At 73.3% G+C, this 21,558-nt stretch carries 16 protein-coding genes; 5 read left to right on the top strand and 11 right to left on the bottom strand.

Going from position 1 to position 21,558, the window contains the following annotated elements; translation table 11 throughout:
* Positions 1–85 precede the first annotated feature (85 nt).
* From JNW98_RS09725 to uvrB, 4 genes are all read right to left on the bottom strand, one after another.
* Entirely contained in the window at positions 86–1,084 is a 999-nt protein-coding gene (locus tag JNW98_RS09725) for a TerC family protein (RefSeq protein WP_223767728.1), read from the bottom strand.
* 181 nt (positions 1,085–1,265) lie between these two features.
* Positions 1,266–3,203 (bottom strand): TerD family protein, encoded by a 1,938-nt coding sequence (locus JNW98_RS09720; protein WP_223767727.1) that lies wholly within the window; start codon positions 3,201–3,203, stop codon positions 1,266–1,268.
* 140 nt (positions 3,204–3,343) lie between these two features.
* A complete protein-coding gene (locus JNW98_RS09715; protein WP_223767726.1) occupies positions 3,344–3,922 on the bottom strand; it encodes a TerD family protein in 579 nt (192 codons plus the stop codon).
* A gap of 242 nt (positions 3,923–4,164) precedes the next feature.
* Positions 4,165–6,297, bottom strand: coding sequence for an excinuclease ABC subunit UvrB (uvrB, locus tag JNW98_RS09710; protein WP_263420588.1), 2,133 nt, complete (start codon positions 6,295–6,297; stop codon positions 4,165–4,167).
* A 228-nt stretch (positions 6,298–6,525) separates the two neighbouring features.
* On the opposite strand from uvrB, the gene JNW98_RS09705 reads away from it, so the two are divergent.
* From JNW98_RS09705 to JNW98_RS09695, 3 genes are all read left to right on the top strand, one after another.
* Positions 6,526–7,494 (top strand): glycerophosphodiester phosphodiesterase, encoded by a 969-nt coding sequence (locus tag JNW98_RS09705; protein ID WP_223767725.1) that lies wholly within the window; start codon positions 6,526–6,528, stop codon positions 7,492–7,494.
* A gap of 119 nt (positions 7,495–7,613) precedes the next feature.
* Positions 7,614–9,071 carry a WGR domain-containing protein gene (locus tag JNW98_RS09700; RefSeq protein ID WP_223767724.1) on the top strand — a complete coding sequence of 486 codons (1,458 nt, stop codon included), beginning with the start codon at positions 7,614–7,616 and terminating at the stop codon, positions 9,069–9,071.
* A gap of 59 nt (positions 9,072–9,130) precedes the next feature.
* Complete coding sequence (locus tag JNW98_RS09695) at positions 9,131–9,412, top strand: DUF6343 family protein (RefSeq protein ID WP_223767723.1); 282 nt, start codon at positions 9,131–9,133, stop codon at positions 9,410–9,412.
* 17 nt (positions 9,413–9,429) lie between these two features.
* On the opposite strand, the gene JNW98_RS09690 is transcribed toward JNW98_RS09695, so the two are convergent.
* From JNW98_RS09690 to rpsA, 4 genes are all read right to left on the bottom strand, one after another.
* The gene (locus JNW98_RS09690; RefSeq protein WP_223767722.1) at positions 9,430–9,798 is read right to left on the bottom strand and encodes a tetratricopeptide repeat protein; all 369 of its coding nucleotides are present in this window, start codon (positions 9,796–9,798) and stop codon (positions 9,430–9,432) included.
* A 128-nt stretch (positions 9,799–9,926) separates the two neighbouring features.
* Positions 9,927–10,535 (bottom strand): dephospho-CoA kinase, encoded by a 609-nt coding sequence (gene coaE, locus JNW98_RS09685; protein WP_223767721.1) that lies wholly within the window; start codon positions 10,533–10,535, stop codon positions 9,927–9,929.
* A gap of 25 nt (positions 10,536–10,560) precedes the next feature.
* The gene (locus JNW98_RS09680) at positions 10,561–11,505 is read right to left on the bottom strand and encodes a PAC2 family protein (protein ID WP_223767720.1); all 945 of its coding nucleotides are present in this window, start codon (positions 11,503–11,505) and stop codon (positions 10,561–10,563) included.
* 152 nt (positions 11,506–11,657) lie between these two features.
* Entirely contained in the window at positions 11,658–13,163 is a 1,506-nt protein-coding gene (rpsA, locus tag JNW98_RS09675) for a 30S ribosomal protein S1 (protein WP_185943698.1), read from the bottom strand.
* Positions 13,164–13,535: 372 nt separating this feature from the next.
* On the opposite strand from rpsA, the gene JNW98_RS09670 reads away from it, so the two are divergent.
* Entirely contained in the window at positions 13,536–14,351 is an 816-nt protein-coding gene (locus JNW98_RS09670; protein ID WP_223767719.1) for a class I SAM-dependent methyltransferase, read from the top strand.
* A 59-nt stretch (positions 14,352–14,410) separates the two neighbouring features.
* On the opposite strand, the gene JNW98_RS09665 is transcribed toward JNW98_RS09670, so the two are convergent.
* Complete coding sequence (locus tag JNW98_RS09665; protein WP_223767718.1) at positions 14,411–15,922, bottom strand: L-lactate permease; 1,512 nt, start codon at positions 15,920–15,922, stop codon at positions 14,411–14,413.
* Positions 15,923–16,143: 221 nt separating this feature from the next.
* Between JNW98_RS09665 and hrpB the strand changes: the two genes are divergently transcribed.
* On the top strand, positions 16,144–18,699 hold the full coding sequence (hrpB, locus tag JNW98_RS09660; protein ID WP_223767717.1) for an ATP-dependent helicase HrpB: 2,556 nt from the start codon (positions 16,144–16,146) through the stop codon (positions 18,697–18,699).
* Positions 18,700–18,718: 19 nt separating this feature from the next.
* On the opposite strand, the gene JNW98_RS09655 is transcribed toward hrpB, so the two are convergent.
* Together JNW98_RS09655 and polA are read right to left on the bottom strand one after the other, a co-directional pair.
* Positions 18,719–18,910, bottom strand: coding sequence for a hypothetical protein (locus tag JNW98_RS09655; RefSeq protein WP_223767716.1), 192 nt, complete (start codon positions 18,908–18,910; stop codon positions 18,719–18,721).
* 201 nt (positions 18,911–19,111) lie between these two features.
* On the bottom strand, positions 19,112–21,558 hold a 2,447-nt coding region (polA, locus tag JNW98_RS09650), incomplete at its 5' end, for a DNA polymerase I (protein ID WP_223767715.1).

Here is a 21,558-nt window from a genome sequence, read left to right as displayed (position 1 = left end):
CGCCCCGGAGGCCACGCTGGGGACCGCGTCCGGGACCTGGCTCCCCGGCCCGCGGAACGGCGCGGCCACCTGGGAACGCGTCGGCTCAGACGTCCGTGTGGACGTCCGCGCGCTCCCGGCTCCCCGCGGCGCCGGCCCGCTCGGCCTTCGCGGAGGCGCGCAGGCTGGTGACGGTGGTGACCGCGAGCACCGCGCAGATGACGCCGAGCGAGACCGGGATGCTGATCTCGGGCACCGCCACCCCGCTCTCGTGGAGGGCGTGCAGCACCAGCTTGACGCCGATGAAGCCGAGGATCACCGACAGCCCGTACGAGAGGTGGACCAGCTTCCGCAGCAGGCCGCCTATCAGGAAGTACAGCTGGCGCAGGCCCATGAGGGCGAAGGCGTTGGCCGTGAAGACGATGTACGCGTCCTGCGTCAGACCGAAGATCGCCGGAATTGAGTCCAGGGCGAAGAGGACGTCGGTCGTGCCGATCGCCAGCATGACGATCAGCATCGGCGTCATCAGGCGGCGTCCCCCCTCCACGACGAAGAGCTTGGTGCCGTGGTACCGGTCCGTGGAGGGGAAGCGCCGCTCGACCGCCTTCAGGAAGCGGTTCTCCTCGAACTCCTCCTCCTCGTCGTCCGACCGCGCCTCCTGGATCAGCTTCCACGCGGTCCAGACGAGGAACGCGCCGAAGATGTAGAAGACCCAGGAGAAGTTGGCGATGATCGCCGCGCCCGCGCCGATGAACACGGCCCGCAGGACGAGGGCGATGAGCACGCCGACCATCAGCACCCGCTGCTGGTAGACGGCCGGCACCGCGAACTTGCCCATGATCAGGACGAAGACGAAGAGGTTGTCGACGCTCAGCGACTTCTCGGTGATGTAGCCGGCGAAGAACTCGCCCGCGGGCTGCCCGCCGCCCAGGAAGAACAGGCCCAGGCCGAACAGGGCGGCGAGGACGATCCAGACGACCGTCCAGGTGCCGGCCTCCTTGAGGGAGACCTCATGCGGCTTCCGGCCGCCGATGAAGAAGTCGGCGGCGATCAGGGCGCACAGACCGGCGACCGTCACCAGCCACAGCGTGAGGGAGACATCCATCGGACCTCCGGCATCTCGTACGGCAACTTCCAGCGTCGTCGCTGCCGGAGGCCCCTTCCACTCGCCTGGTGCACACCAGGGCGCCTCCGCACCAGAAACGGTACAGGAAGCACCAAGAAAGAGTAAAGAGAACCCCAAAGGCCCGCCAAAGGCCGCGCCTAGGTGGCTCCCTAGGCCGCCTTCAGAGTCCGTAGGCCCGCCTCGCCTGCCCCACCTGCCACAGCACTTGCCGGACCACATCGCTGCCCGCCGGCGCCAGCGACGGCTCGTACGTCCAGGCGTGCCGGACCCACGGATCGGCGAGGTGGTCGTCGGGCACCGGCGTGATCCGCAGCAGCGAGCGCCACAGCGGGTCGAGGACGGGCCCGAAGCCGCGCGAGTCCTCCCGGTCGGCCACCATCATCAGGTGCACGCCCACGGCGGGGCCCTCGTCCGCGAGGTAGCGCAACTGTGTGACCGCCCGGTCGTCGAAGCCGTGCGGGAAGTCGTTGACGATCAGCAGCTGCTCGGCCGTGTCCAGGTCGGGCGGCAGCGCGTCGGCGGCCCCGCTGCGGACCGCCATCTGCACCAGGTCGACACGTCGCGTCAGCTCGGTCAGGACGGCGGAGACCCCCTGCGCCCCGGCCGCCGGAGGCCGCGCCAGCACCCCGTTCTCGACGAGCGGGGCCAGGGCCGCCGCGCCCGACCCGGCAGGGTCGAGGACGTGCACGCCGAACTCGCCCACGGGGTGCACCGCCAGCATCCGCGCGGCGTGCGCCACCGCGCAGTCCATGGCCAGCCGGCGCAGCTCGGCCGGGTCCGCCATGTCCGTGCCCGAGCCGGTCGCCCGGCCGCAGTCGACCCACAGGCCGCGCTGGAGCGGCAGCCGGACCAGCATGGGGATGCGCAGGCCCCGCCGCTCCGGCAGGTGCAGATCGCCCAGGCGCAGCGCCATCGGCGTCTCCAGCGGCGCCTGGTAGGCGTGCCAGACGGGGCTGTCCCAGCGGGCGAGGGCCGGCGGCAGGGCGTGCTCGACGACCTCGGCCTCGGCGGTGAGCTGGGCGAGGTCGCGGTCGAGTACCGCGCGGGCCTGCTCCACGAGGCCGCCGTGCTTGGCGCGCGCCTCCTCGCGGGCCGCGTCGGCGGCCGGGCCGACCCGCGTGGCGGGGTCGGAGAGCACCCGGTCGAGCTCCTTCTCCAGGCGCGACTCGGCGAAGCCGACCGCGCTGCGGTACGCGGCGGTGCTCCGGGCGAGGTCCTCGAACATGCCCCACACCTGGTTGTAGAGGCGCTCCTCCATCGTCCAGCCGGCGGCGTCGCCGGCCACGGGCTCCGGCGGCGTCCCCGGCCGGGCTTCCGGGGTGGCGGGAGCGGGCTGCGGGGGCTCGGTGGCCCGGCGGCGCGGGTGCCGGTAGTCGACGGGCCCGGCCGGGGACGGGGTCTCGGACGCGGGGACGGGCTGCGACGCGGCGGCGGGCGACGCCGCTTCCGGGGTGGCGGGTTCGGCGGGCCAGTCCACCGCCGTCCCGCCGTGCCGGCCACCGCTGCCGGCGTGCCGCGCCGAGGGCTGCGGTGCCGAGAGCACGGCCGCGCTCCCGGCCGCCTCCGCCTCGACGCCCGCGGCGAGCTCGGCGGCGCGGTCCACCCCGAGGTCGCGGAAGAGTTCGGCGAGGCCGCCGGCGTAGCCCTGGCCGACGGCCCGGACCCGCCAGGCGCCCTGGCGCCGGTAGAGCTCCAGGGCCACCAGGGCGGTCTCGCTGTCGAGTTCGGTGACGGTGAAGCTGGCGACGTCCGCACCGCCGGCCCCGGACAGGGCGAGGAACGGCGCGGCCGTCGCCCCGAACCGGGCGGGTCCGCGGCCGCCGGGCGGCAGGGCGAGCAGGACGTGCACGCGGTGCACCGCGTCGGGCAGGGCGTCCAGGTCGACGGAGAGCCGCTGCACCGGGGCCACACCGGCCGGCGCCTCCACTCCCGGCAGCCGCGGGGAGCCGGGGCGCGCGACCTGACCGGCGTCGGCGACCCTGCCGTCCGCGCCGCCGAACGCGGCCGCCACCACCACCGGATCCCCCGCCGAGACCCGGATCTCCACCCGGCTCTCGGTCAGCGGGTGGTTCTGCCCCCGTACCAGCTCGGCCGTCATCGCCCTGCTCCCCCTCGTCCGTCCTGTGCGTCGCAGAAGCCCGGTGGCGCCGTGCCACCGGGCCGTTCCCTACCGTCCGTACCGTCCGTACTGTCCGTGCTTCCGTGTCCGCCCCGTCGGACCCGCCCTCCGGCGGCGGCCTACAGGATGGTCGCGATCACCGGGTAGAGGTCGTGGATCGTCCGGCCGTTGGACGGGGTGCCGATGGCCGTCATCTGCCAGCCGCCGCCCACGCGGTGGACCTTCGCCATGATCTGCGCGGTGTACGGGCCGCCGCCGTCGAGCGTGTAGCGGGCGAGCTCCTCGCCGGTGTTGTCGTCGACCAGTCGGCAGTGGGCGCTGGCGATCTCGGAGAAGGTCTGTCCGCTGAACGAGTTCACCGCGAAGACGATCTGGTCGACGTGGACGGGCACCCGGTCGAGGTCGACCAGGATCGTCTCGTCGTCACCGCCGGTGCCGGCGCCGCCGACCAGGTTGTCCCCGGTGTGCCGCACCGAACCGTCGTGGCTCACCAGGTGGTTGAACCAGACGTCGTCGATGTGCTGGCCGTCGGCGAACATGCTCGCGGAGGCGTCGAGGTCGATCTCCTTGGTGCGCGACCTGAACAGTCCCCGGCGCGGGGCCGACTTCCAGCCCAGCCCCATCCGCACCGCGGTCAGGCTCCCCCCGCCGGCCTTCTGCAGGCTGATGCCCTGACCCTTGGACAAGTTGACTGTCACGCGCGGTCCCTTCTCGTGTCGTCGTTCGGCCACCGTCGTACGGTGCGTCCCCCGGAACGCCGCGCGCGTGCGCGGCGCATGGGAACGACCCTATGCACTCCCGCTCCCGACCGCTCCACCCAGGTCGGTTTGTGGCGGTCTTGCAACATCTCCGCCGGGCTTTTCCGGACAAAGGAACAGCGGCTTCCGCACCGCCGGCTCCGGGACGCGCTTCGCGCGGGGCCGGTGGCGCGGACGCACCGTCAGGAGACCCCCGCCTCCTTCATCTGCCGCAGCTCCTTCTTGAGCTCGCCCACCTCGTCCCGCAGCCGCGCGGCGACCTCGAACTGGAGCTCCGCGGCGGCCGCCCGCATGCGGTCCGTCATGTCCTCGATGAGCTGGGCCAGTTCCGCCGCCGGCCGGTCGGTCGCGACGGCCGCCTTGGCCTTGCCCTTCTTGCCGCCGCCGGCGGCCGTCGGGACGGGGGCCTTCCCCTTCTTCTCGCCGTCCTTGCCCTCCGCCGGCTTCCGGTAGCCCGTGCCCAGCAGCTCCTGGGTGTCGATCTCCTCGCGGACGATGGTGGCGACGATGTCACCGATCTTCTTCCGCAGCGGCTGCGGGTCGATGCCCCGCTCCTTGTTGTACGCGATCTGCTTGGCGCGGCGCCGGTTGGTCTCCTCGATGGCCTTCTCCATCGCCGGAGTGATCTTGTCGGCGTACATGTGCACCTGGCCGGAGACGTTGCGCGCCGCGCGGCCGATGGTCTGGATCAGCGACGTGCCGGAGCGCAGGAAGCCCTCCTTGTCGGCGTCGAGGATCGCCACCAGCGACACCTCGGGCAGGTCGAGGCCCTCGCGCAGCAGGTTGATGCCCACCAGCACGTCGTACTCGCCGGCCCGCAGCTCGCGCAGCAGCTCGATGCGGCGCAGGGTGTCGACGTCGCTGTGCAGGTAGCGCACCTGGATGCCGAGCTCCAGGAAGTAGTCCGTCAGGTCCTCGGCCATCTTCTTGGTGAGCGTCGTCACCAGGACCCGCTCGTCCTTCTCGGTGCGCTCGCGGATCTCGTGCACCAGGTCGTCGATCTGGCCCTCGGTCGGCTTGACGACGACCTCCGGGTCGACCAGCCCGGTGGGCCGGATGATCTGCTCGACGTAGCCGTCGCCCTTCGCCAGCTCGTACTTGCCGGGCGTCGCGGACAGGTAGACGGTCTGCCCGATGCGCTCGGTGAACTCCTCCCACTTCAGCGGCCGGTTGTCCATGGCGGACGGCAGCCGGAAGCCGTGCTCGACCAGCGTCCGCTTGCGGGAGGCGTCGCCCTCGTACATGGCGCCGATCTGCGGCACGGTGACGTGCGACTCGTCGATGACCAGGAGGAAGTCGTCGGGGAAGAAGTCCAGCAGGGTGTTGGGCGGGGAGCCGGGCTCGCGGTCGTCCATGTGCAGCGAGTAGTTCTCGATGCCGGAGCAGGAGCCGATCTGACGCATCATCTCGATGTCGTACGTGGTGCGCATGCGCAGCCGCTGGGCCTCCAGCAGCTTGCCCTGCTTCTCCATGCGCGCCAGGGTCTCCTCCAGCTCCGCCTCGATCCCGGCGATGGCCTTCTCCATCCGCTCGGGGCCGGCGACGTAGTGGCTGGCGGGGAAGACGTACAGCTCCCGGTCGTCGGAGATGACCTCGCCGGTCAGCGGGTGCAGCGTGGACAGCGCCTCGATCTCGTCGCCGAACATCTCGATGCGGACGGCCAGTTCCTCGTAGACCGGGAAGATCTCGATGGTGTCCCCGCGCACCCGGAAGGTGCCGCGGGTGAAGGCCAGGTCGTTGCGCGTGTACTGGATCTCCACGAAGCGGCGCAGCAGCTCGTCCCGGTCGATCTCCTCGCCGACCTTGAGCGGGACCATGCGGTCCACGTACTCCTGGGGCGTGCCCAGGCCGTAGATGCAGGACACGGAGGCCACCACGACCACGTCCCGCCGGGTGAGCAGCGAGTTGGTCGCGGAGTGGCGCAGCCGCTCCACCTCCTCGTTGATCGAGGAGTCCTTCTCGATGTAGGTGTCCGACTGGGGGACGTACGCCTCGGGCTGGTAGTAGTCGTAGTACGAGACGAAGTACTCGACCGCGTTGTTGGGCAGGAGCTCGCGGAACTCGTTGGCGAGCTGTGCCGCGAGCGTCTTGTTGGGCGCCATGACGAGCGTCGGCCGCTGGAGCTTCTCGATCATCCACGCCGTGGTCGCCGACTTGCCGGTACCGGTCGCGCCGAGCAGGACGACGTCCTTCTCGCCCGCGCGGATGCGCTTCTCCAGCTCGGCGATGGCCGTCGGCTGGTCACCGCTGGGCTGGTAGGGGCTGACGACCTCGAAAGGCGCCACCTTGCGTTCGATGTGGGAAACGGGCCGCATGGAACCACCGTACGACCTGCCACTGACAACGGCCGGTGCGGCGGCCCTCACCTGCGGTTTTCCCAGGTGGACGGGGTGTGAGGATCCGGCGGACGATCTGCCGCCCGACCGTCCTTCCTGCTGCGCGGAGGCGGGGGTTTCCGGTACGACTGTCTTCGTACGCCGTCTCCGTACGCCATGGACCGGGCGCCACCGCGCCCGGCACCCCGGACGCCGCGAGGAGCCCCGATGCGCATCCGCCCCGCCTCCCCCGTGACCCGCACCCTCCTGGGCCTGGCCGTGACCGTCCCGGTCGCGCTGGGCCTGGTCGCACCGGCCGCCGAGGCCGCGCCGGACACCGACGCCGCACCGGACACCGCCGCCACGGCCCGCGCCCGGGTGCCGCTGACGATCGGGCACCGCGGGGTGCCGGTCCAGGCCCCCGAGAACACCCTCGCCTCCATCGACAGAGCCGCCCGGCTGGGCGTCGGCTGGGTCGAGAACGACGTCCAGCGCACCAAGGACGGCAAGCTGGTCGTCATCCACGACACCACCCTCACCCGCACCACCGACGTCAAGAAGCGCTTCCCCGGCCGGGCGCCCTGGAAGGTCGGCGACTTCACCCTCGCCGAGATCCGCAAGCTGGACGCGGGCAGTTGGTTCGACCGCCGCTTCGCCGGCGAGCGCGTCCCCACCCTCGACAGCTACCTGCGGCGCGTCGACCACAACCGCCAGAAGCTGCTGCTGGAGGTCAAGGCGCCCGAGCTGTACCCCGGCATCGAGCGCCAGCTGGTCGCGGAGCTCCGCCGGACCGGCTGGCTCGACCGGCGGCACGTCGGCGGCCGGCTGGTCGTCCAGAGCTTCGACGCCGCCTCCCTCAAGACCTTCCACGGCCTGCGCCCCGACGTGAAGACCGGCTTCCTCGGCGCGCCGAAGCCCGCCGAACTCCGCGACTACGCCAAGTTCGCCGACCAGATCAACCCCGACCACAAGAAGGTCGACGCGGCCTGGGTGCGGTCCGTGCACGCGGTCAAGGGCCCGCACGGGCGGCGGCTGGAGGTCTCCGCCTGGACCGTGGACGACCCCGACCGCGCCGTCGCCCTGGCGCACCTCGGCGTGGACGCGATCATCACCAACGCGCCGCACGTGATCGCGGACGCGCTGGAGGAGGACGCGGAGGGACCGCTCACCCTGGCGGACGTCCCCGACGCCGCCTGATCGGCGCGGCCTCACCTACGCGGCCTGACCTGCGGAAACGGCCCGTTGTCAGTGGTACCCCCTAACGTTCCGGGCAGTGAAGGGCGGCCGTCCGAGGCCGTCGGGGAAGGGGGCCTGCCATGTCCGTCACACCGTCCGCGTCCGGCGCGTCCGAGCGCACCTACCTGGAGCTCTCGCAGGAGGGCGCCGGCGCGCACAAGTTCTACGAGGTGACGGTGGACGGCACGACCGTCACCGTCCGCTACGGCCGGATCGGCGCGGCGGGGCAGACGCAGACGTCGTCCTTCGCCACGGAGGACAAGGCACGGGCCGCCGCGGCGAAGAAGGTCGGGGAGAAGGTCCGCAAGGGCTACGCCCCGGCCGAGCCGGGCGGCCGGGCGGCGCGCCCGGTGACGCGCCGCCAGGTGGCCTCGGCCCCCTCGACCGCCCGCGCGGTCGCCCCGGTGCTGTGGCGCTTCCGCACGGGCGCGGCGGCCTTCGGCATCCACGTCGACGAGGACCGCTGCTGGGTCGGCAACCAGGACGGCGACGTCTTCACACTCGGCCACGGCGGCGAGGTCCTCGCCCGCTACAGACTGCCGGACGGCGTCAAGTGCCTGGTGGCGGACGACTTCTGGATCTACGCCGGGTGCGACGACGGCACCGTCTACGACCTGTCGTCCAAGCTCCCGTTCGCGGCCTACGAGGTCACGGCCTCCGTCGACATCTTCTGGCTGGACATCCACGAGGGCGTACTCAACGTGGCCGACCGGGACGGTGGCCTGACCGTCATCGACCACGAGGACGAGCACCAGTGGTCGCGCCGGAGCGACGGCACCTACGCGTGGATGGTCCGCCGGGACGCGCACGCCGTCTACCACGGCCACTCCGCGGGCGTGACCGCCTACGCCCCCGACGGCGGCGGCCGGCTCTGGCACTCAGCGACCGACGGCCCGGTCCTGTTCGGCTGGCAGGAGGACCGCTCCGTCTACGCGGGCACCGCCCGGCGCAGCGTGCAGCGGCTGTCGAAGGCGACGGGCCGGATCGAGGCCACCTACCGCTGCGACGCCGTCGTCTACTCCTGCGCCACCGCCCCCGGCGGGCGGTACGTCTTCGCGGGCGACAACTCCTCGTCCGTCTACTGCTTCGACGCCGACGGCACCCGCCTGTGGAAGCTCGGCACGGGCAGCGGCTCGGCGCTGTCCATGCAGTATCTGGACGAGCGGCTCTACATGGTCACCACGGACGGCTCCCTGGTCTGCGTGGACGCCTCGGACGCCGCGATCTCCGCCGCCCGTTCCGGCACCGTCCCGGTGCCGCGCGACATCAAGTCGGCCGCCGCCCTGCCCACCTACACCCCGGCGACCACGGTGGCCACCGTCGAGGCCGTCCCGGCGTCGGGCGGCGTCGTGGTCGAGTGTGTCCAGGAGGGCGGCCGGCTCCGTGTGCACGTGGTCTCCGACGGCTACGAGCCCGCCTGGAACGTCCAGTTCCCGCGCCACATCCGCCGGGCGGGCGCCCGCTACGTCGTCGACGCCCTCGCCCCGGCCTCGGGGGGCTTCTACCGCGTCCGGGGCGAGATACGGCAGCTGATCTGACCCCGGCGGCCGCGGAGGGTGGATCCTGGGAGGGGAGATGGTGTGGGGAGATGGTGCCCATGCGTACGGGAAACGAGCCCCTCACGGCCCGCAGCCCGTTGCGGCTACGCTGCGGGCTGGCCGTCCTCGGCCTGGTGTTCTCCGGCGCGGGCGCCGCGCTGTTCGCCCTCACCGGCCATCCCGGCTGGGCGGCGGCCTTCGCGGCGCTGGCCCTGGTGACGCTCGCCGACCTGACGGTGGTGATCCACCACATCCGCCAGGGCGCGCACTACCAGCCGGGCCGCGACGTCCCGCCGTACGAGCCGCTCGACGACGGGAGGCCGCCGGGCCCGAGCCCCTGACCGCGCGCTCCCGTGCCTCAGCCCTTTTCGTCGAAGCGGGCCGCCGCCACGAAGTCCGGCCGGGGGTCGAGCGCCGCGGCGAGCCGGAAGTGCCGTACGGCCTCCTCCGGCCGGCCGTCCCGCACGAGGGTCCGGGCCAGGGCGAAGTGCGCGAAGGCGTTGTCCGGCTCGCGTTCCAGCACGTGCTGGAACTCCCGCTCGGCCGGCCGGAGCCGGGCGGCGGCGAAGTAGGCGCGCGCCCGCAGCAGGCGGGCCGCGGTGTTCTCCGGATGGGAGGCGATGACCGAGTCCAGCAACTTGACGGCGCCGCGCGGGTCGCGGGCGTCCAGCAGCCGCTCGGCGGAGCGGAAGTCGATGACGTGGGTCTCGGGTGTCGGCTCGGCCACGGGCACGGTCCTTCCCTGTCGTACTCCCGGAGGATGCCGGAGGATCCGGGAGGATGCGCCCGCACAACGCCGGGGCGTCAAGCCCTATTCCCGGCCGCGCCCCGCGCCCCGCGCTCCCCGGCTCGCCCTCATGCCCGCCGCTCGGCCGCCCGCGCGCACAGCCCGGCCCACACCTCGTCCACCCGGGCCTCCAGCTCGGCCACCGGGCCGTCGTTGGCGATCACGACGTCGGCCGCCGCGAGCCGCTGCTCGCGCGTGGCCTGGGCGGCCATCCGGGCCCGCGCCTCCTCCGGCGCCATGCCCCGCAGCCGCACCAGCCGGTCCAGCCGCGTGTCCTCCCGGGCGTCGACCACGACCACCACGTCGTACAGCGGCGCGAGGCCGTTCTCGACCAGCAGCGGCACGTCGTGCACGACGACCGCGTCCGGCGCCGCCGCGGCCTCCAGCTCGGCCGACCGGGCCCGTACCAGCGGGTGCACGATGGCGTTGAGCGCGGCCAGCCGCCCCGCGTCGGCGAAGACGACCGCGCCGAGGCGGGGGCGGTCCAGCGAGCCGTCCGCGGCCAGCACCCCGGGGCCGAACTCGGCGACCACCGCGGCCAGTCCGGGCGTCCCCGGCGCCACCACCTCCCGGGCGATCACGTCCGAGTCGACGACCACCGCCCCGTGCGCGGCCAGCCGGCGCGACACCTCGCTCTTCCCCGCACCGATACCGCCCGTGAGACCCACCTTCAGCATGAGCCCCACGCTATCGGCCGCCGGTTCACCGGCCGCCCTCGCCCTCCCGGTCGGCGAGGAACCGCTCGAACTCCGCGCCGAGTTCATCGGCGGACGGCAGTTCCAGCGGCTCGGCGACGAGGTTCCCGCGCGTCTCCGCGCCGGCCACCGCGTCGTACTGGTGCTCCAGCCCGCGGACGAGCGCCACCAGCTCCTCGTCCCCCTCGGCGACCTGCCGCTCGATCTCCTCCTGGGTGCGCAGCGCCTGACTGCGCAGCGTGTGCGCGGCGTTGGGCAGCACCAGGCCGGTGGCCGAGGTGATCGCCTCCAGGGTGACCAGCGCGGCGTCCGGGTACGGCGAGCGGGCGATGTAGTGCGGGACGTGGGCGGCGATGCCCAGGACGTCGTGGCCCGCCTCCGCCAGCCGATACTCGAGGAGCGCCTCGGCGCTGCCGGGCACCTGCGCCTCGTCGAAGTGCCCGCGGTTTCCCGGGACGAGCTCCGCGCGGTTGCCGTGCGGGGTGATGCCGACGGGCCGGGTGTGCGGCACGCCCATCGGGATGCCGTGGAAGTTGACCGAAAGACGCACGTTCAGCCGCTCCACCAACTGCCGTACGGCGGCGGCGAACCGCTCCCACTCGACGTCCGGCTCCGGCCCGGAGAGCAGGAGGAACGGCGCGCCGGTGGCGTCCTGCACCAGCCGCAGCTCGATGGCGGGGGCCTCGTAGGAGCTCCAGCGGTCCCGCTGGAAGGTCAGCAGCGGGCGGCGGGCCCGGTAGTCGACGAGCCGGTCGTGGTCGAAGCGGGCCACGACCTGGTTCGGCAGCTGGTCGAGCAGCCGCTCGACGATCTGCTCGCCGGTCGCTCCGGCGTCGATGTACCCCTCGAAGTGGTAGAGCATGACCAGGCCGGCGGTTTCCTGAGCCAGGGCCAGGTCGGCCACGGCGAGCCCCTTGGGCTCCCATTCGTACAAACCCTGCGGATCCAACACGGTGACCGTTCCTCCTCATGTTCTGTGGGAGGGAACGCTCTTGGTCGCCCCGGCCATTCCCCGCACGGTCCCGGAAACACGCGTGAGGCCCGCTCCCCCGAAGGGGAACGGGCCTCACGTCAGCCTGCGGTCAGCCGCGGCCGGTCAGAGCCTCAGCTCTGGCCGCCGGCGAGCTTCTCGCGGAGGGCGGCCAGCGCCTCGTCCGACGCCAGGGCGCCGGAGGTGTCGGCCGACTCCGAGGAGTACGAACCGCCGGAGACGTTGCCGGCACCGGAGGCGGCGGCCGGAGCGGCAGCACCCTCGGCAGCGGCCTGCTCGTCGGCCTCGCGGGACTTGATGACCTGCGCCTGGTGCTGCTCGAAGCGCTGCTGCGCCTCGGCGTACTGGCGCTCCCACTCCTCGCGCTGCTTCTCGTAACCCGGCAGCCAGTCGTTGGCCTCGGGGTCGAAGCCCTCGGGGTAGATGTAGTTGCCCTGGTCGTCGTAGGACGCGGCCATGCCGTACAGGGTCGGGTCGAACTCGACCACGGACGGGTCGGCACCGAAGGACTCGTTGGCCTGCTTCAGCGAGAGGCTGATGCGGCGGCGCTCGAGGTCGATGTCGATGACCTTGACGAAGATCTCGTCGTTGACCTGGACGACCTGCTCCGGGATCTCCACGTGGCGCTCGGCCAGCTCGGAGATGTGGACCAGGCCCTCGATGCCCTCGTCGACGCGCACGAACGCACCGAAGGGAACGAGCTTGGTGACCTTACCCGGGACGACCTGACCGATCTGGTGGGTCCGGGCGAACTGCTGCCACGGGTCTTCCTGGGTGGCCTTGAGCGACAGGGAGACGCGCTCGCGGTCCATGTCGACGTCCAGGACCTCGACCGTGACCTCCTGGCCGACCTCGACGACCTCGGAGGGGTGGTCGATGTGCTTCCAGGACAGCTCGGAGACGTGGACGAGACCGTCGACGCCACCCAGGTCCACGAAGGCACCGAAGTTGACGATGGAGGAGACGACGCCGGAGCGCACCTGACCCTTCTGGAGGGTGGTGAGGAAGGTCTGGCGGACCTCGCTCTGGGTCTGCTCCAGCCAGGCGCGGCGGGACAGGACCACGTTGTTGCGGTTCTTGTCCAGCTCGATGATCTTCGCCTCGAGCTCCTTGCCCACGTAGGGCTGGAGGTCGCGGACGCGGCGCATCTCGACCAGGGAGGCCGGGAGGAAGCCGCGGAGGCCGATGTCGAGGATGAGACCACCCTTGACGACCTCGATGACGGTACCGGTGACGATCCCGTCCTCTTCCTTGATCTTCTCGATGGTGCCCCAGGCACGCTCGTACTGGGCGCGCTTCTTCGAGAGGATCAGGCGGCCTTCCTTGTCCTCCTTCTGGAGAACGAGGGCCTCGACCTGGTCACCGACGCTGACGACCTCATTGGGGTCGACGTCGTGCTTGATCGAGAGCTCGCGGGAAGGGATGACGCCTTCGGTCTTGTAACCGATGTCGAGCAGGACCTCGTCCCGGTCGACCTTCACGATGACGCCGTCGACGATGTCGCCGTCGTTGAAGTACTTGATCGTCTCGTCGATCGCGGCGAGGAAGGCTTCCTCGTTACCGATGTCGTTGACCGCAACCTGCGGGGTGGTGGCGGTGGTCTCGGTGCTGCTCGTCATGTGGGAAAGGGCTCCGGTACGGACATTGAGTCGTAGGTACTGCTACGCCATGAGCCCGTATATCGCACCGCCGAAGCCGGACAGCTTAGAAGCGCACTCTCCGGATGACTCCGAAGGCGCCTCGACAACCGAGGGGACATACAACAAGTACGAAAGCGGCCTGCTCGGTCCGAGGCGCGCAGGCTCGCAGCGCAACTTGTAGCATACGGGGGCAGCCGGACACGGTCAATGCGCGAAGGCGCACACCAGGGACAAAATGCTCCGAATCCGGCACAACTCGCGTTGCGGAAGCCCTTCCAAGCCTCCCGGCGGCCGAACACGTTACCCCCAAGCACCGTCCACCCCCACCTCCCCGGGATCGCGACCACCCAGATGACGCCAGACACGTACGACCACGTCGAGCCCGAGGCGACCAGGCGGACCGCCGGTGACGCGGAGAGCAGCCGGGCCAGCCGAGGCTGGTGGGACGGAAACGCCGACGAGTATCAGCAGGAGCACGGGGAGTTTCTCGGCGACGACCGTTTCGTGTGGGGCCCGGAAGGGCTCGACGAGGCGGACGCCGGCCTGCTCGGCCCGGCCGCCGACCTGGCCGGACGGGACGTCCTGGAGATCGGCGCCGGGGCCGCCCAGTGCTCCCGCTGGCTCGCCGCCCAGGGCGCCCGGCCGGTGGCGCTGGACCTCTCCCACCGGCAGCTCCAGCACGCCCTGCGGATCGGCGGCGGGATCCCCCTGGTGGAGGCGGACGCCGGCGCGCTGCCGTTCGCGGACGGCTCCTTCGACCTGGCCTGCTCGGCCTACGGCGCGGTGCCGTTCGTGGCCGATCCGGTGCGGGTGATGCGCGAGGTGCGCCGGGTGCTGCGGCCCGGCGGCCGCTGGGTCTTCTCCGTCACCCACCCGATCCGCTGGGCCTTCCCGGACGAGCCGGGCCCCGAGGGCCTGTCCGTCGCGGCCTCCTACTTCGACCGCACCCCCTACGTGGAGCAGGACGAAACGGGACGTGCCGTCTACGTGGAACACCACCGGACCCTCGGCGACCGGGTGCGGGACGTGGTGGCGGGCGGGTTCCGGCTGGTCGACCTGGTCGAGCCGGAGTGGCCGGACTGGAACACCCAGGAGTGGGGCGGCTGGTCCCCGCTGCGCGGGCATCTGATCCCGGGCACGGCGATCTTCGTCTGCGAACGGGACTGAGTCTTCGCTTGCGAACGGACTGAGCGGACGGCCTCGGCTCAGCCCCGGAGCACGCCGCTTCAGCCCCAGAGGACGCCGATCACCCCGGTCGTCAGGAACACCAGCGCGTGCACACCGAGCACCGTGCGCAGCACCCAGCGCGTGTCCACCGGCGTGTCGGCGGCCGTCTCCACGACCGTGGCGGCCGCCACCGAGGAGCCTGCGGCGGCCGGGACGGCAGCGGCCCGGGGGCGTACGGAAGCGGGACCCGGCGCGCTCTCCGCCAGTTGCGCCGCCAGGGCGACGCGTGCGGCGGCGGCGCCGGAGGCCAGGGCGGCGCTGACGTTCTGCACGGCGACGAGGTGGGCCGCGGAGTGGCCGAGGGCCCGGGCGGTCTCGGCCTGGCCGGCGGCGAACATCGCGTTGGCCCCGGTGTTGGAGCCGGCGAGGAACCCGCCGACCGCGCCGATCCAGGGCGCGAGGAAGAGGTACGAGGAGCCGAGCGAGGCGCACGCCCCGGCGATCTCCCGGCTCATGCCGGTGACCGTGAGCAGGGTGCCCAGGGCGAGGAAGACGACGGTCGTCAGGGTCACCTGCCACCAGCGGCCGAACGCGGCGCGGGCGGCCCCGCCGAGCACCGGCTCGCGGGTGCCCACCAGGCGCGGGGCGAGGACGGCGGTCAGCGGCAGCCACCCGGCGGGACCCGCCACGACCGTCCACCAGCCCTCGCTGATCCCGGCCGCCTCCAGCGCCGCACGGCTCAGCAGCAGCCCCGCGACCAGGAACCCGTAGGGGGACAGCGCCCGCCCGACCGGCTCGCCGCCGGAGGTGTTCCGCTCCCGCAGCCGGGAGACCAGCAGGAGGGCGGCCATCGTGACGAGCCCGCCCAGGACGCCGGCCGGTGGCACCCCCACATAGGTGTCGACGGCCCAGACGGTGGCCCAGAGCGCGATCACGGCGACGGCCAAGTCGCCGGCCGAGGCCAGGGCGCGGCGGGCGCCGAGGGCGACGGTCAGGGCCGCGGCGCCGCAGATGAGGAAGACGGGCGCGGACAGCAGGGCGGAGTCGACGCCGAGCCGCTGGAAGTCGACGTCGCCGAGTTCCGCGGCGACCAGGCTGCCCGGTGCCAGGGACCCCCAGGGGACGGTCACCAGCCCGAGCAGGCCGGCCACGGCGGCCCGGGCCGGGGGCAGGCCGAGCCGGCGCAGCAGCGGGATGGCGACGATCACCCCGATGCCGAAGCCCGTCAGCGACTCGGCGAACGGGGTGACGCCCAGCGTCACCAGCAGCACCGCGCGCCCCGGTGAGCTGCACGCGCCGGCGAGGCGTTCGCCCATGCGCGCCTGGGCGCCGGTGCGGGTCATCAGTTCGCTGAGCAGGATGCCGCCGAAGAGGATCGCCGCGAGTTCGACGACGGTGGGCAGCATGCGCAGGTGGGCGTCGCCGAGCTCGCCCAGGGGCGTGCGGAAGGCCGTGGCGGTGAGGACCAGCGCGGTCGTCAGGGCCGACAGGGCGGCGTACAGCGCGCGCACGCCCAGGGCGAGGAGGGCCAGGGTGACGAGGACGGGGAGGGTGGCGAGAGCGGCGTTCACAAGGTGACCTCTGTGGCCCGGGCGCTTCCGCCCGTGCTGAGCTGCGGAAACACGGTGGCGTTCGGCCGCCGCCGGTGTCCCCGCGCGGGCAGGGGCGAGCAGCATGTACAGCGCCCCGAGGACGGATCAACGCGTTCCGGATAGTCGGTCACCTCATGGCCGGAATGGTGTGGGCGGGGTGCGGATCCGTCCGTTTCCCGGGGTCGGCGACACTGGTGCGCGTGATCCGCACCGACGTCCTCGACCGGCTCCCCGTCCGCGCCGCGCTGCCCGCGCTCGTCTCCGCCCTGGACGGGCACGGCACCGCCGTGCTCTGCGCGCCGCCCGGCACGGGCAAGACGACGCTGGTCCCGCTGGTGCTGGCGGGACTGGTGGGGTCGGAGGGCCCGGTCCGGCGGGTCCTGGTGGCCGAGCCGCGGCGCATCGCCGCCCGCGCGGCGGCCCGGCGGATGGCGTGGCTGCTGGGCGAGGAGGCCGGGGGGCGCGTCGGGTTCACGGTGCGCGGGGAGCGCCGGGTCGGGCCCGGGACCGTCGTGGAGGTGGTGACCACGGGTGTGCTGCTCCAGCGGCTCCAGCGCGACCAGGAGCTGTCCGGGGTCGACGTCGTGGTCCTCGACGAGTGCCACGAACGGCACCTGGACGCCGACACCGCGGCCGCGTTCCTGCTGGACGTACGGGCCGCGCTGCGGCCGGAGCTGCGGCTGGTCGCCGCGTCGGCGACGACCGACGCCGAGGGGTGGGCGCGGCTGCTCGGCGACGCGCCGGTGGTCGCCGCCGAGGGCGTGTCGCACCCGGTGGAGACGGTGTGGGCGCCGCCGGGGCGGGCGGTGCGGCCGCCGCACGGGACGCGGGTGGACCCGGTGCTGCTGGAGCACGTGGCCGCGGTGGTGCGGCGGGCGCTGCGGGAGCGTGCGGGCGACGTGCTGTGCTTCCTGCCCGGTGTCGGGGAGATCGCCCGGGTCGCGGGGCTGCTGGGCGGCCCGGCGAGGCTCGGGGCCGAGGTGCTCCAGGTGCACGGCCGGGCCCCGGCGGCGGTGCAGGAGGCGGTCCTGTCGGGCGGGTCGGGAACGCGGCGGGTGGTGCTGGCGACGTCGGTGGCGGAGTCGAGCCTGACCGTGCCGGGCGTCCGCGTGGTGGTGGACTCCGGGCTGGCCCGGGAGCCGCGCACGGACCACGCGCGCGGGCTGAGCGCGCTGGCCACCGTCCGGGCGTCCCGGGCGGCCGGCCGGCAGCGGGCGGGGCGCGCGGGGCGGGAGGCGCCGGGAACGGTCTACCGCTGCTGGTCGGAGGCCGACGAGACGCGGCTGGCCGCGTTCCCCGCACCGGAGATCCTGGTCGCCGACCTGGCGGCGTTCGCGCTGCAGGCGGCCTGCTGGGGCGACCCGGACGCGAGCGGGCTGGCGCTGCTGGACCCGCCGCCGTCCGGAGCGCTGGCCGCCGCGCGCGCCGTCCTGACGGCCACGGGCGCCGTCGACGCGGCCGGGCGCCCCACCGCGCGCGGCCACCGGATGGCCCGGCTGGGCGTGCATCCGCGGCTGGCGCGGGCCCTGCTGGACGGCGCCGCCGAGGTGGGGGCGCGGCGCACGGCCGAGATCGTGGCGCTGCTGAGCGAGGAGCCGCCGCGCGAGTACGGCGACGACCTGGCGGCCGCCTGGCGGGCCGTGCGCCGGGGCGGAGACGCCTATTCCGCGCGCTGGCGGACGGAGGCCCGGCGGCTGGAGTCCTCGCTGCGCGGCGTCGCCGAAGGGAAGCCGGGGGATGCCGGGGGCGCTGGGGCCGCTGGGGCCGCGCTCACCGACGACGCCGCCGCGGGCCTGGTCGCCGCGCTGGCGTTCCCCGAGCGGGTGGCGCGGGCACGCGGCGAGGGCGCGTTCCTAATGGTGTCGGGGACCGGCGCCGTCCTGGGCGACGGCTCACGGCTGCGCAGCGCGCCGTGGCTCGCGGTGGCCGTGGCGGACCGGCCGGTCGCCGCGGCGTCGGCGCGGGTGCGGCTGGGCGCGCTGATCGACGAGGACACGGCCCGGGCGACCGCCGGGGCGCTGTTCGCCGAGGCCGAGGAAGTGGGCTGGTCGGCGGAGCGCGGTGACGTGGTGGCCCGGCGCGTGGCGCGCCTGGGCGCGGTGGAACTGGCGTCCCGGCCGCTGGCCTCCCCCGACCGCGGGCTGCTGCGCGCGGCCCTGCTGGAGGGGCTGCGGGCCGAGGGTGTGGGGCTGCTGCGCTGGAGCCCGGAGGCGACGGGCCTGCGGGAGCGGCTCGCGTTCCTCCACCGCGAGCTGGGCGCCCCCTGGCCGGACGTCTCCGACGAGGCGCTGCTGGGAGAACCCGAGGCGTGGCTGGGCCCGGAGCTGGACGCGGCGCGGCGCCGCGCCGACCTGGAGCGGGTGGACGCCCGGACCGCCCTGGAGCGGCTGCTCCCGTGGGCGGGCGGGGAGGCGGCCCGGCTGGCCGAGCTGGCTCCGGAGCGGATCGAGGTGCCCAGCGGCTCGCGGATCCGGGTGGACTACGCGAGCGGGCGGCCGGTGCTGGCCGTCAAGCTGCAGGAGCTGTTCGGCCTGGAGCGGACGCCGACGGTGGCCGGCGGGCGCGTCCCCGTCCTCGTCCACCTGCTGTCCCCGGCGGGGCGTCCGGCGGCGGTGACGGCGGACCTGGCGTCGTTCTGGCGCGAGGGCTACCGGGCGGTCCGGGCCGAGCTGCGGGGCCGCTATCCGCGGCACCCCTGGCCGGAGGACCCGTCGACGGCGGAGCCCACACGGCGGGCCAACGCCCGGCGCCGGTGAGGGCGCCGGGCGGGGGCGGTCAGGGCAGATAGCGCTCCAGCGCCGCCGCGCCCTTCTCCTCGATGTGCCGCCGAGCGGCCTCCACCCGTTCCGGAGTGACGTCGTGCCCCGAGGCCATGACCAGGTCCTCGGGGTCGAAGGGTCGCTCACTCCCGGTGTAGAGCCGCCGCGGCGCTGATGCCGTGGACGCGTCCTCGGGACTCTCCTTCACGGTGAGCCTCCTCTGCTCCGCGGTCCCCCTCCCCGGGGAACCGGCCGTTCGGGTTTCCCTCCATCGTGTGACACGGAACGGGCGTGCGCACACCGATCTCCCGGGAAAAACTTCCGTCTCCCCGGAAACGCGCGTACCCGCCGCCCCCGAAACGTGGTCGTACCGGGGGCGGCGGGTACGCGGCGGCTCTCGCCGGGCGGCTCAGTGGGCGGCGGACTCCCAGTCGCCGCCGACGCCCACCGACACGTCGAGCGGGGCCCGCAGGCTCACGGCCCCGGCCATCTCCCGGCGCACCAGCTCCTCGACCTTCTCCCGCTCGCCCGGAGCGACCTCCAGCACGATTTCGTCGTGCACCTGGAGCAGCATCCGGGTGGCCAGCCGCTCCTTCTCCAGCGCCTCGGCCACCCGCAGCATGGCGACCTTGACGATGTCGGCGGCGGTGCCCTGGATCGGCGCGTTGAGCGCCATCCGCTCGGCCATCTCCCGGCGCTGTCGGTTGTCGCTGTTGAGGTCCGGCAGGTAGCGGCGGCGGCCGTGCATCGTCTCGGTGTAGCCGGTGGCGCGGGCCTCCTCGACGACCCGGCGCAGGTAGTCGCGCACGCCGCCGAACCGCTCGAAGTAGGTGTCCATCAGGCCGCCCGCCTCGCCCGGGGAGATCCCGAGCTGCTGCGAGAGGCCGAACGCGGACAGCCCGTACGCCAGCCCGTACGACATGGCCTTGATCTTGCGGCGCATCTCCGGGTCGACCTCGGCCTTGGCCACGCCGAAGACCTGCGAGGCGACCGTGGTGTGCAGGTCCTCACCGGAGGTGAACGCCTCGATCAGGCCCTCGTCCTCCGACAGGTGGGCCATGACGCGCAGTTCGATCTGGCTGTAGTCGGCCGTCATCAGCGACTCGAAGCCCTCGCCGACCACGAAGCAGCGGCGGATGCGGCTGCCGTCACCGGTGCGCACCGGGATGTTCTGCAGGTTGGGGTCGGTGGAGGACAGCCGGCCGGTGGCCGCCACCATCTGGTTGAAGGTGGTGTGGATCCGGCCGTCCGCCGCCAGGTTGTTGATCAGGCCGTCGACGGTCGTCTTGAGCTTGGCCCGGTCGCGGTGGCGCAGCAGGACGACCGGCAGCTCGTTCTCCGTCTGGGCGGCGAGCCAGGCCAGCGCGTCGGCGTCGGTGGTGTAACCGGTCTTGATCTTCTTGGTCTTGGGCAGGCCGAGCTCCTCGAAGAGGATCTCCTGGAGCTGCTTGGGCGAGGAGAGGTTGAACTCGCGGCCCGCGGCGCGGTGCGCCTCGGCGACGGCCTGCTCGATCTCGCCCAGGTACTCCTCGGACAGCCGCTCCAGGCGGGCCCGGTCGACGGCGATGCCCTCGCGCTCCATGGCGACGAGCAGGTCGCCGACGGGGAGCTCCAGGTCGCGCATGAGCTCCAGGCCGCCCGTCCCGGCGAGCTTCCGCTCGTAGAAGACGCCCAGGTCGAGGACCGCGCGGCCCTCGATCATCAGCTTCTCGGCGGCTTCCTTGTCGGCCGTGCCGTCGAAGTCGAACGCCTGCTGGCCGGCCTCGGCCTTGTCGGGGTCGACGCGCGGGAGGGTCCGGCCGAGCTTGTCCTCGACGAGCACCTCCAACTCGGTGAGCTGGCGCTTGCCCTTGTTGAACCGGACCTTGCCGGCCCGCTTCTGCCGGTGCCGGTTGAGCGGGTCCGTCTCGAACGGCCGGGACCCCGGCTCGTCCAGGTAGGCGGCAACGGCGGTGTCCATGGTGACGCCCTCGACCCGCCAGCCTCGCTCGGCGAAGACGCGGACGACGCGCTTGCCCATGTGCAGCACCTTGGGGCGGTCCGCGTCGGCGAGCCAGGCGGCGAACGCCCGGTCGTCGTCCTCGGACAGCTCCTGCGGGACGAACCAGCAGGCCCGGTCGTCCGGCAGGGCCAGCGCCACCTCGTGGACGTCGCCCGAGCCGAGCTTCCAGTCGTAGCCGGCCACCACGGCGGCCGGCACGTCGGCCGGGATGTCGGCCAGCCAGCCGGCCAGCTCGCCCTGGCCCAGCATGCGGCCGTCGAGCTCGATCTCCAGCTCCTCGGCCGCCTCCTCGACGACCGCGGCCGGGTCCGTGCCCCACAGCCGGTCGCGCAGGCTCCGGTTGCGGATCTCCAGGCGGTCCAGCAGCCCGCCGAGCGCGGTGAGGTCGTACGCCTCCCGGACCAGCCCCTCGGGGCCCGTCGTCAACTCGACGTCGCGCACCATCTCGGTGAGGCGGCGGTTGAGCTTGACCGCCTCCAGGTGGTCGCGCAGGTTCTGCCCGGCCTTGCCCTTGACCTCGTCGGCCCGCTCCACCAGCTCCGCGAACGAACCGAACTGGTTGATCCACTTCGCGGCGGTCTTCTCGCCGACACCCGGGATGCCCGGCAGGTTGTCCGACGGGTCGCCGCGCAGCGCCGCGAAGTCCGGGTACTGCGCGGGCGACAGGCCGTACTTCTCCTGCACCTTCTCCGGCGTGAAGCGCGTCAGCTCCGAGACGCCCTTGGTCGGATACAGCACCGTGACGGCGTCGCTGACCAGCTGGAACGAGTCCCGGTCACCGGTGACGATCGACACCTCGAAGCCCTGCGCCTCGGCCTGGACCGCCAGCGTGGCGATCACGTCGTCGGCCTCGT

Origin of the sequence: Streptomyces huiliensis (genome assembly GCF_020037025.1) — a bacterium.
Classification (GTDB): Bacteria; Actinomycetota; Actinomycetes; order Streptomycetales; family Streptomycetaceae; genus Streptomyces; species Streptomyces huiliensis.
The sequence above is the reverse complement of the archived record's forward strand: the minus strand, read 5'-3'. Positions and strand labels throughout refer to the sequence as shown.

Excerpts from the sequence above, each read along its gene's own strand:
- JNW98_RS09725 (WP_223767728.1), bottom strand. The coding sequence starts at position 1,084 with ATGGATGTCTCCCTCACGCTGTGGCTGGTGACGGTCGCCGGTCTGTGC.
- JNW98_RS09720 (WP_223767727.1), bottom strand. The coding sequence starts at position 3,203 with ATGACGGCCGAGCTGGTACGGGGGCAGAACCACCCGCTGACCGAGAGC.
- uvrB (WP_263420588.1), bottom strand. The coding sequence starts at position 6,297 with ATGCGGCCCGTTTCCCACATCGAACGCAAGGTGGCGCCTTTCGAGGTC.
- JNW98_RS09705 (WP_223767725.1), top strand. The coding sequence starts at position 6,526 with ATGCGCATCCGCCCCGCCTCCCCCGTGACCCGCACCCTCCTGGGCCTG.
- JNW98_RS09700 (WP_223767724.1), top strand. The coding sequence starts at position 7,614 with ATGTCCGTCACACCGTCCGCGTCCGGCGCGTCCGAGCGCACCTACCTG.
- JNW98_RS09695 (WP_223767723.1), top strand. The coding sequence starts at position 9,131 with ATGCGTACGGGAAACGAGCCCCTCACGGCCCGCAGCCCGTTGCGGCTA.
- coaE (WP_223767721.1), bottom strand. The coding sequence starts at position 10,535 with ATGCTGAAGGTGGGTCTCACGGGCGGTATCGGTGCGGGGAAGAGCGAG.
- rpsA (WP_185943698.1), bottom strand. The coding sequence starts at position 13,163 with ATGACGAGCAGCACCGAGACCACCGCCACCACCCCGCAGGTTGCGGTC.
- JNW98_RS09670 (WP_223767719.1), top strand. The coding sequence starts at position 13,536 with ATGACGCCAGACACGTACGACCACGTCGAGCCCGAGGCGACCAGGCGG.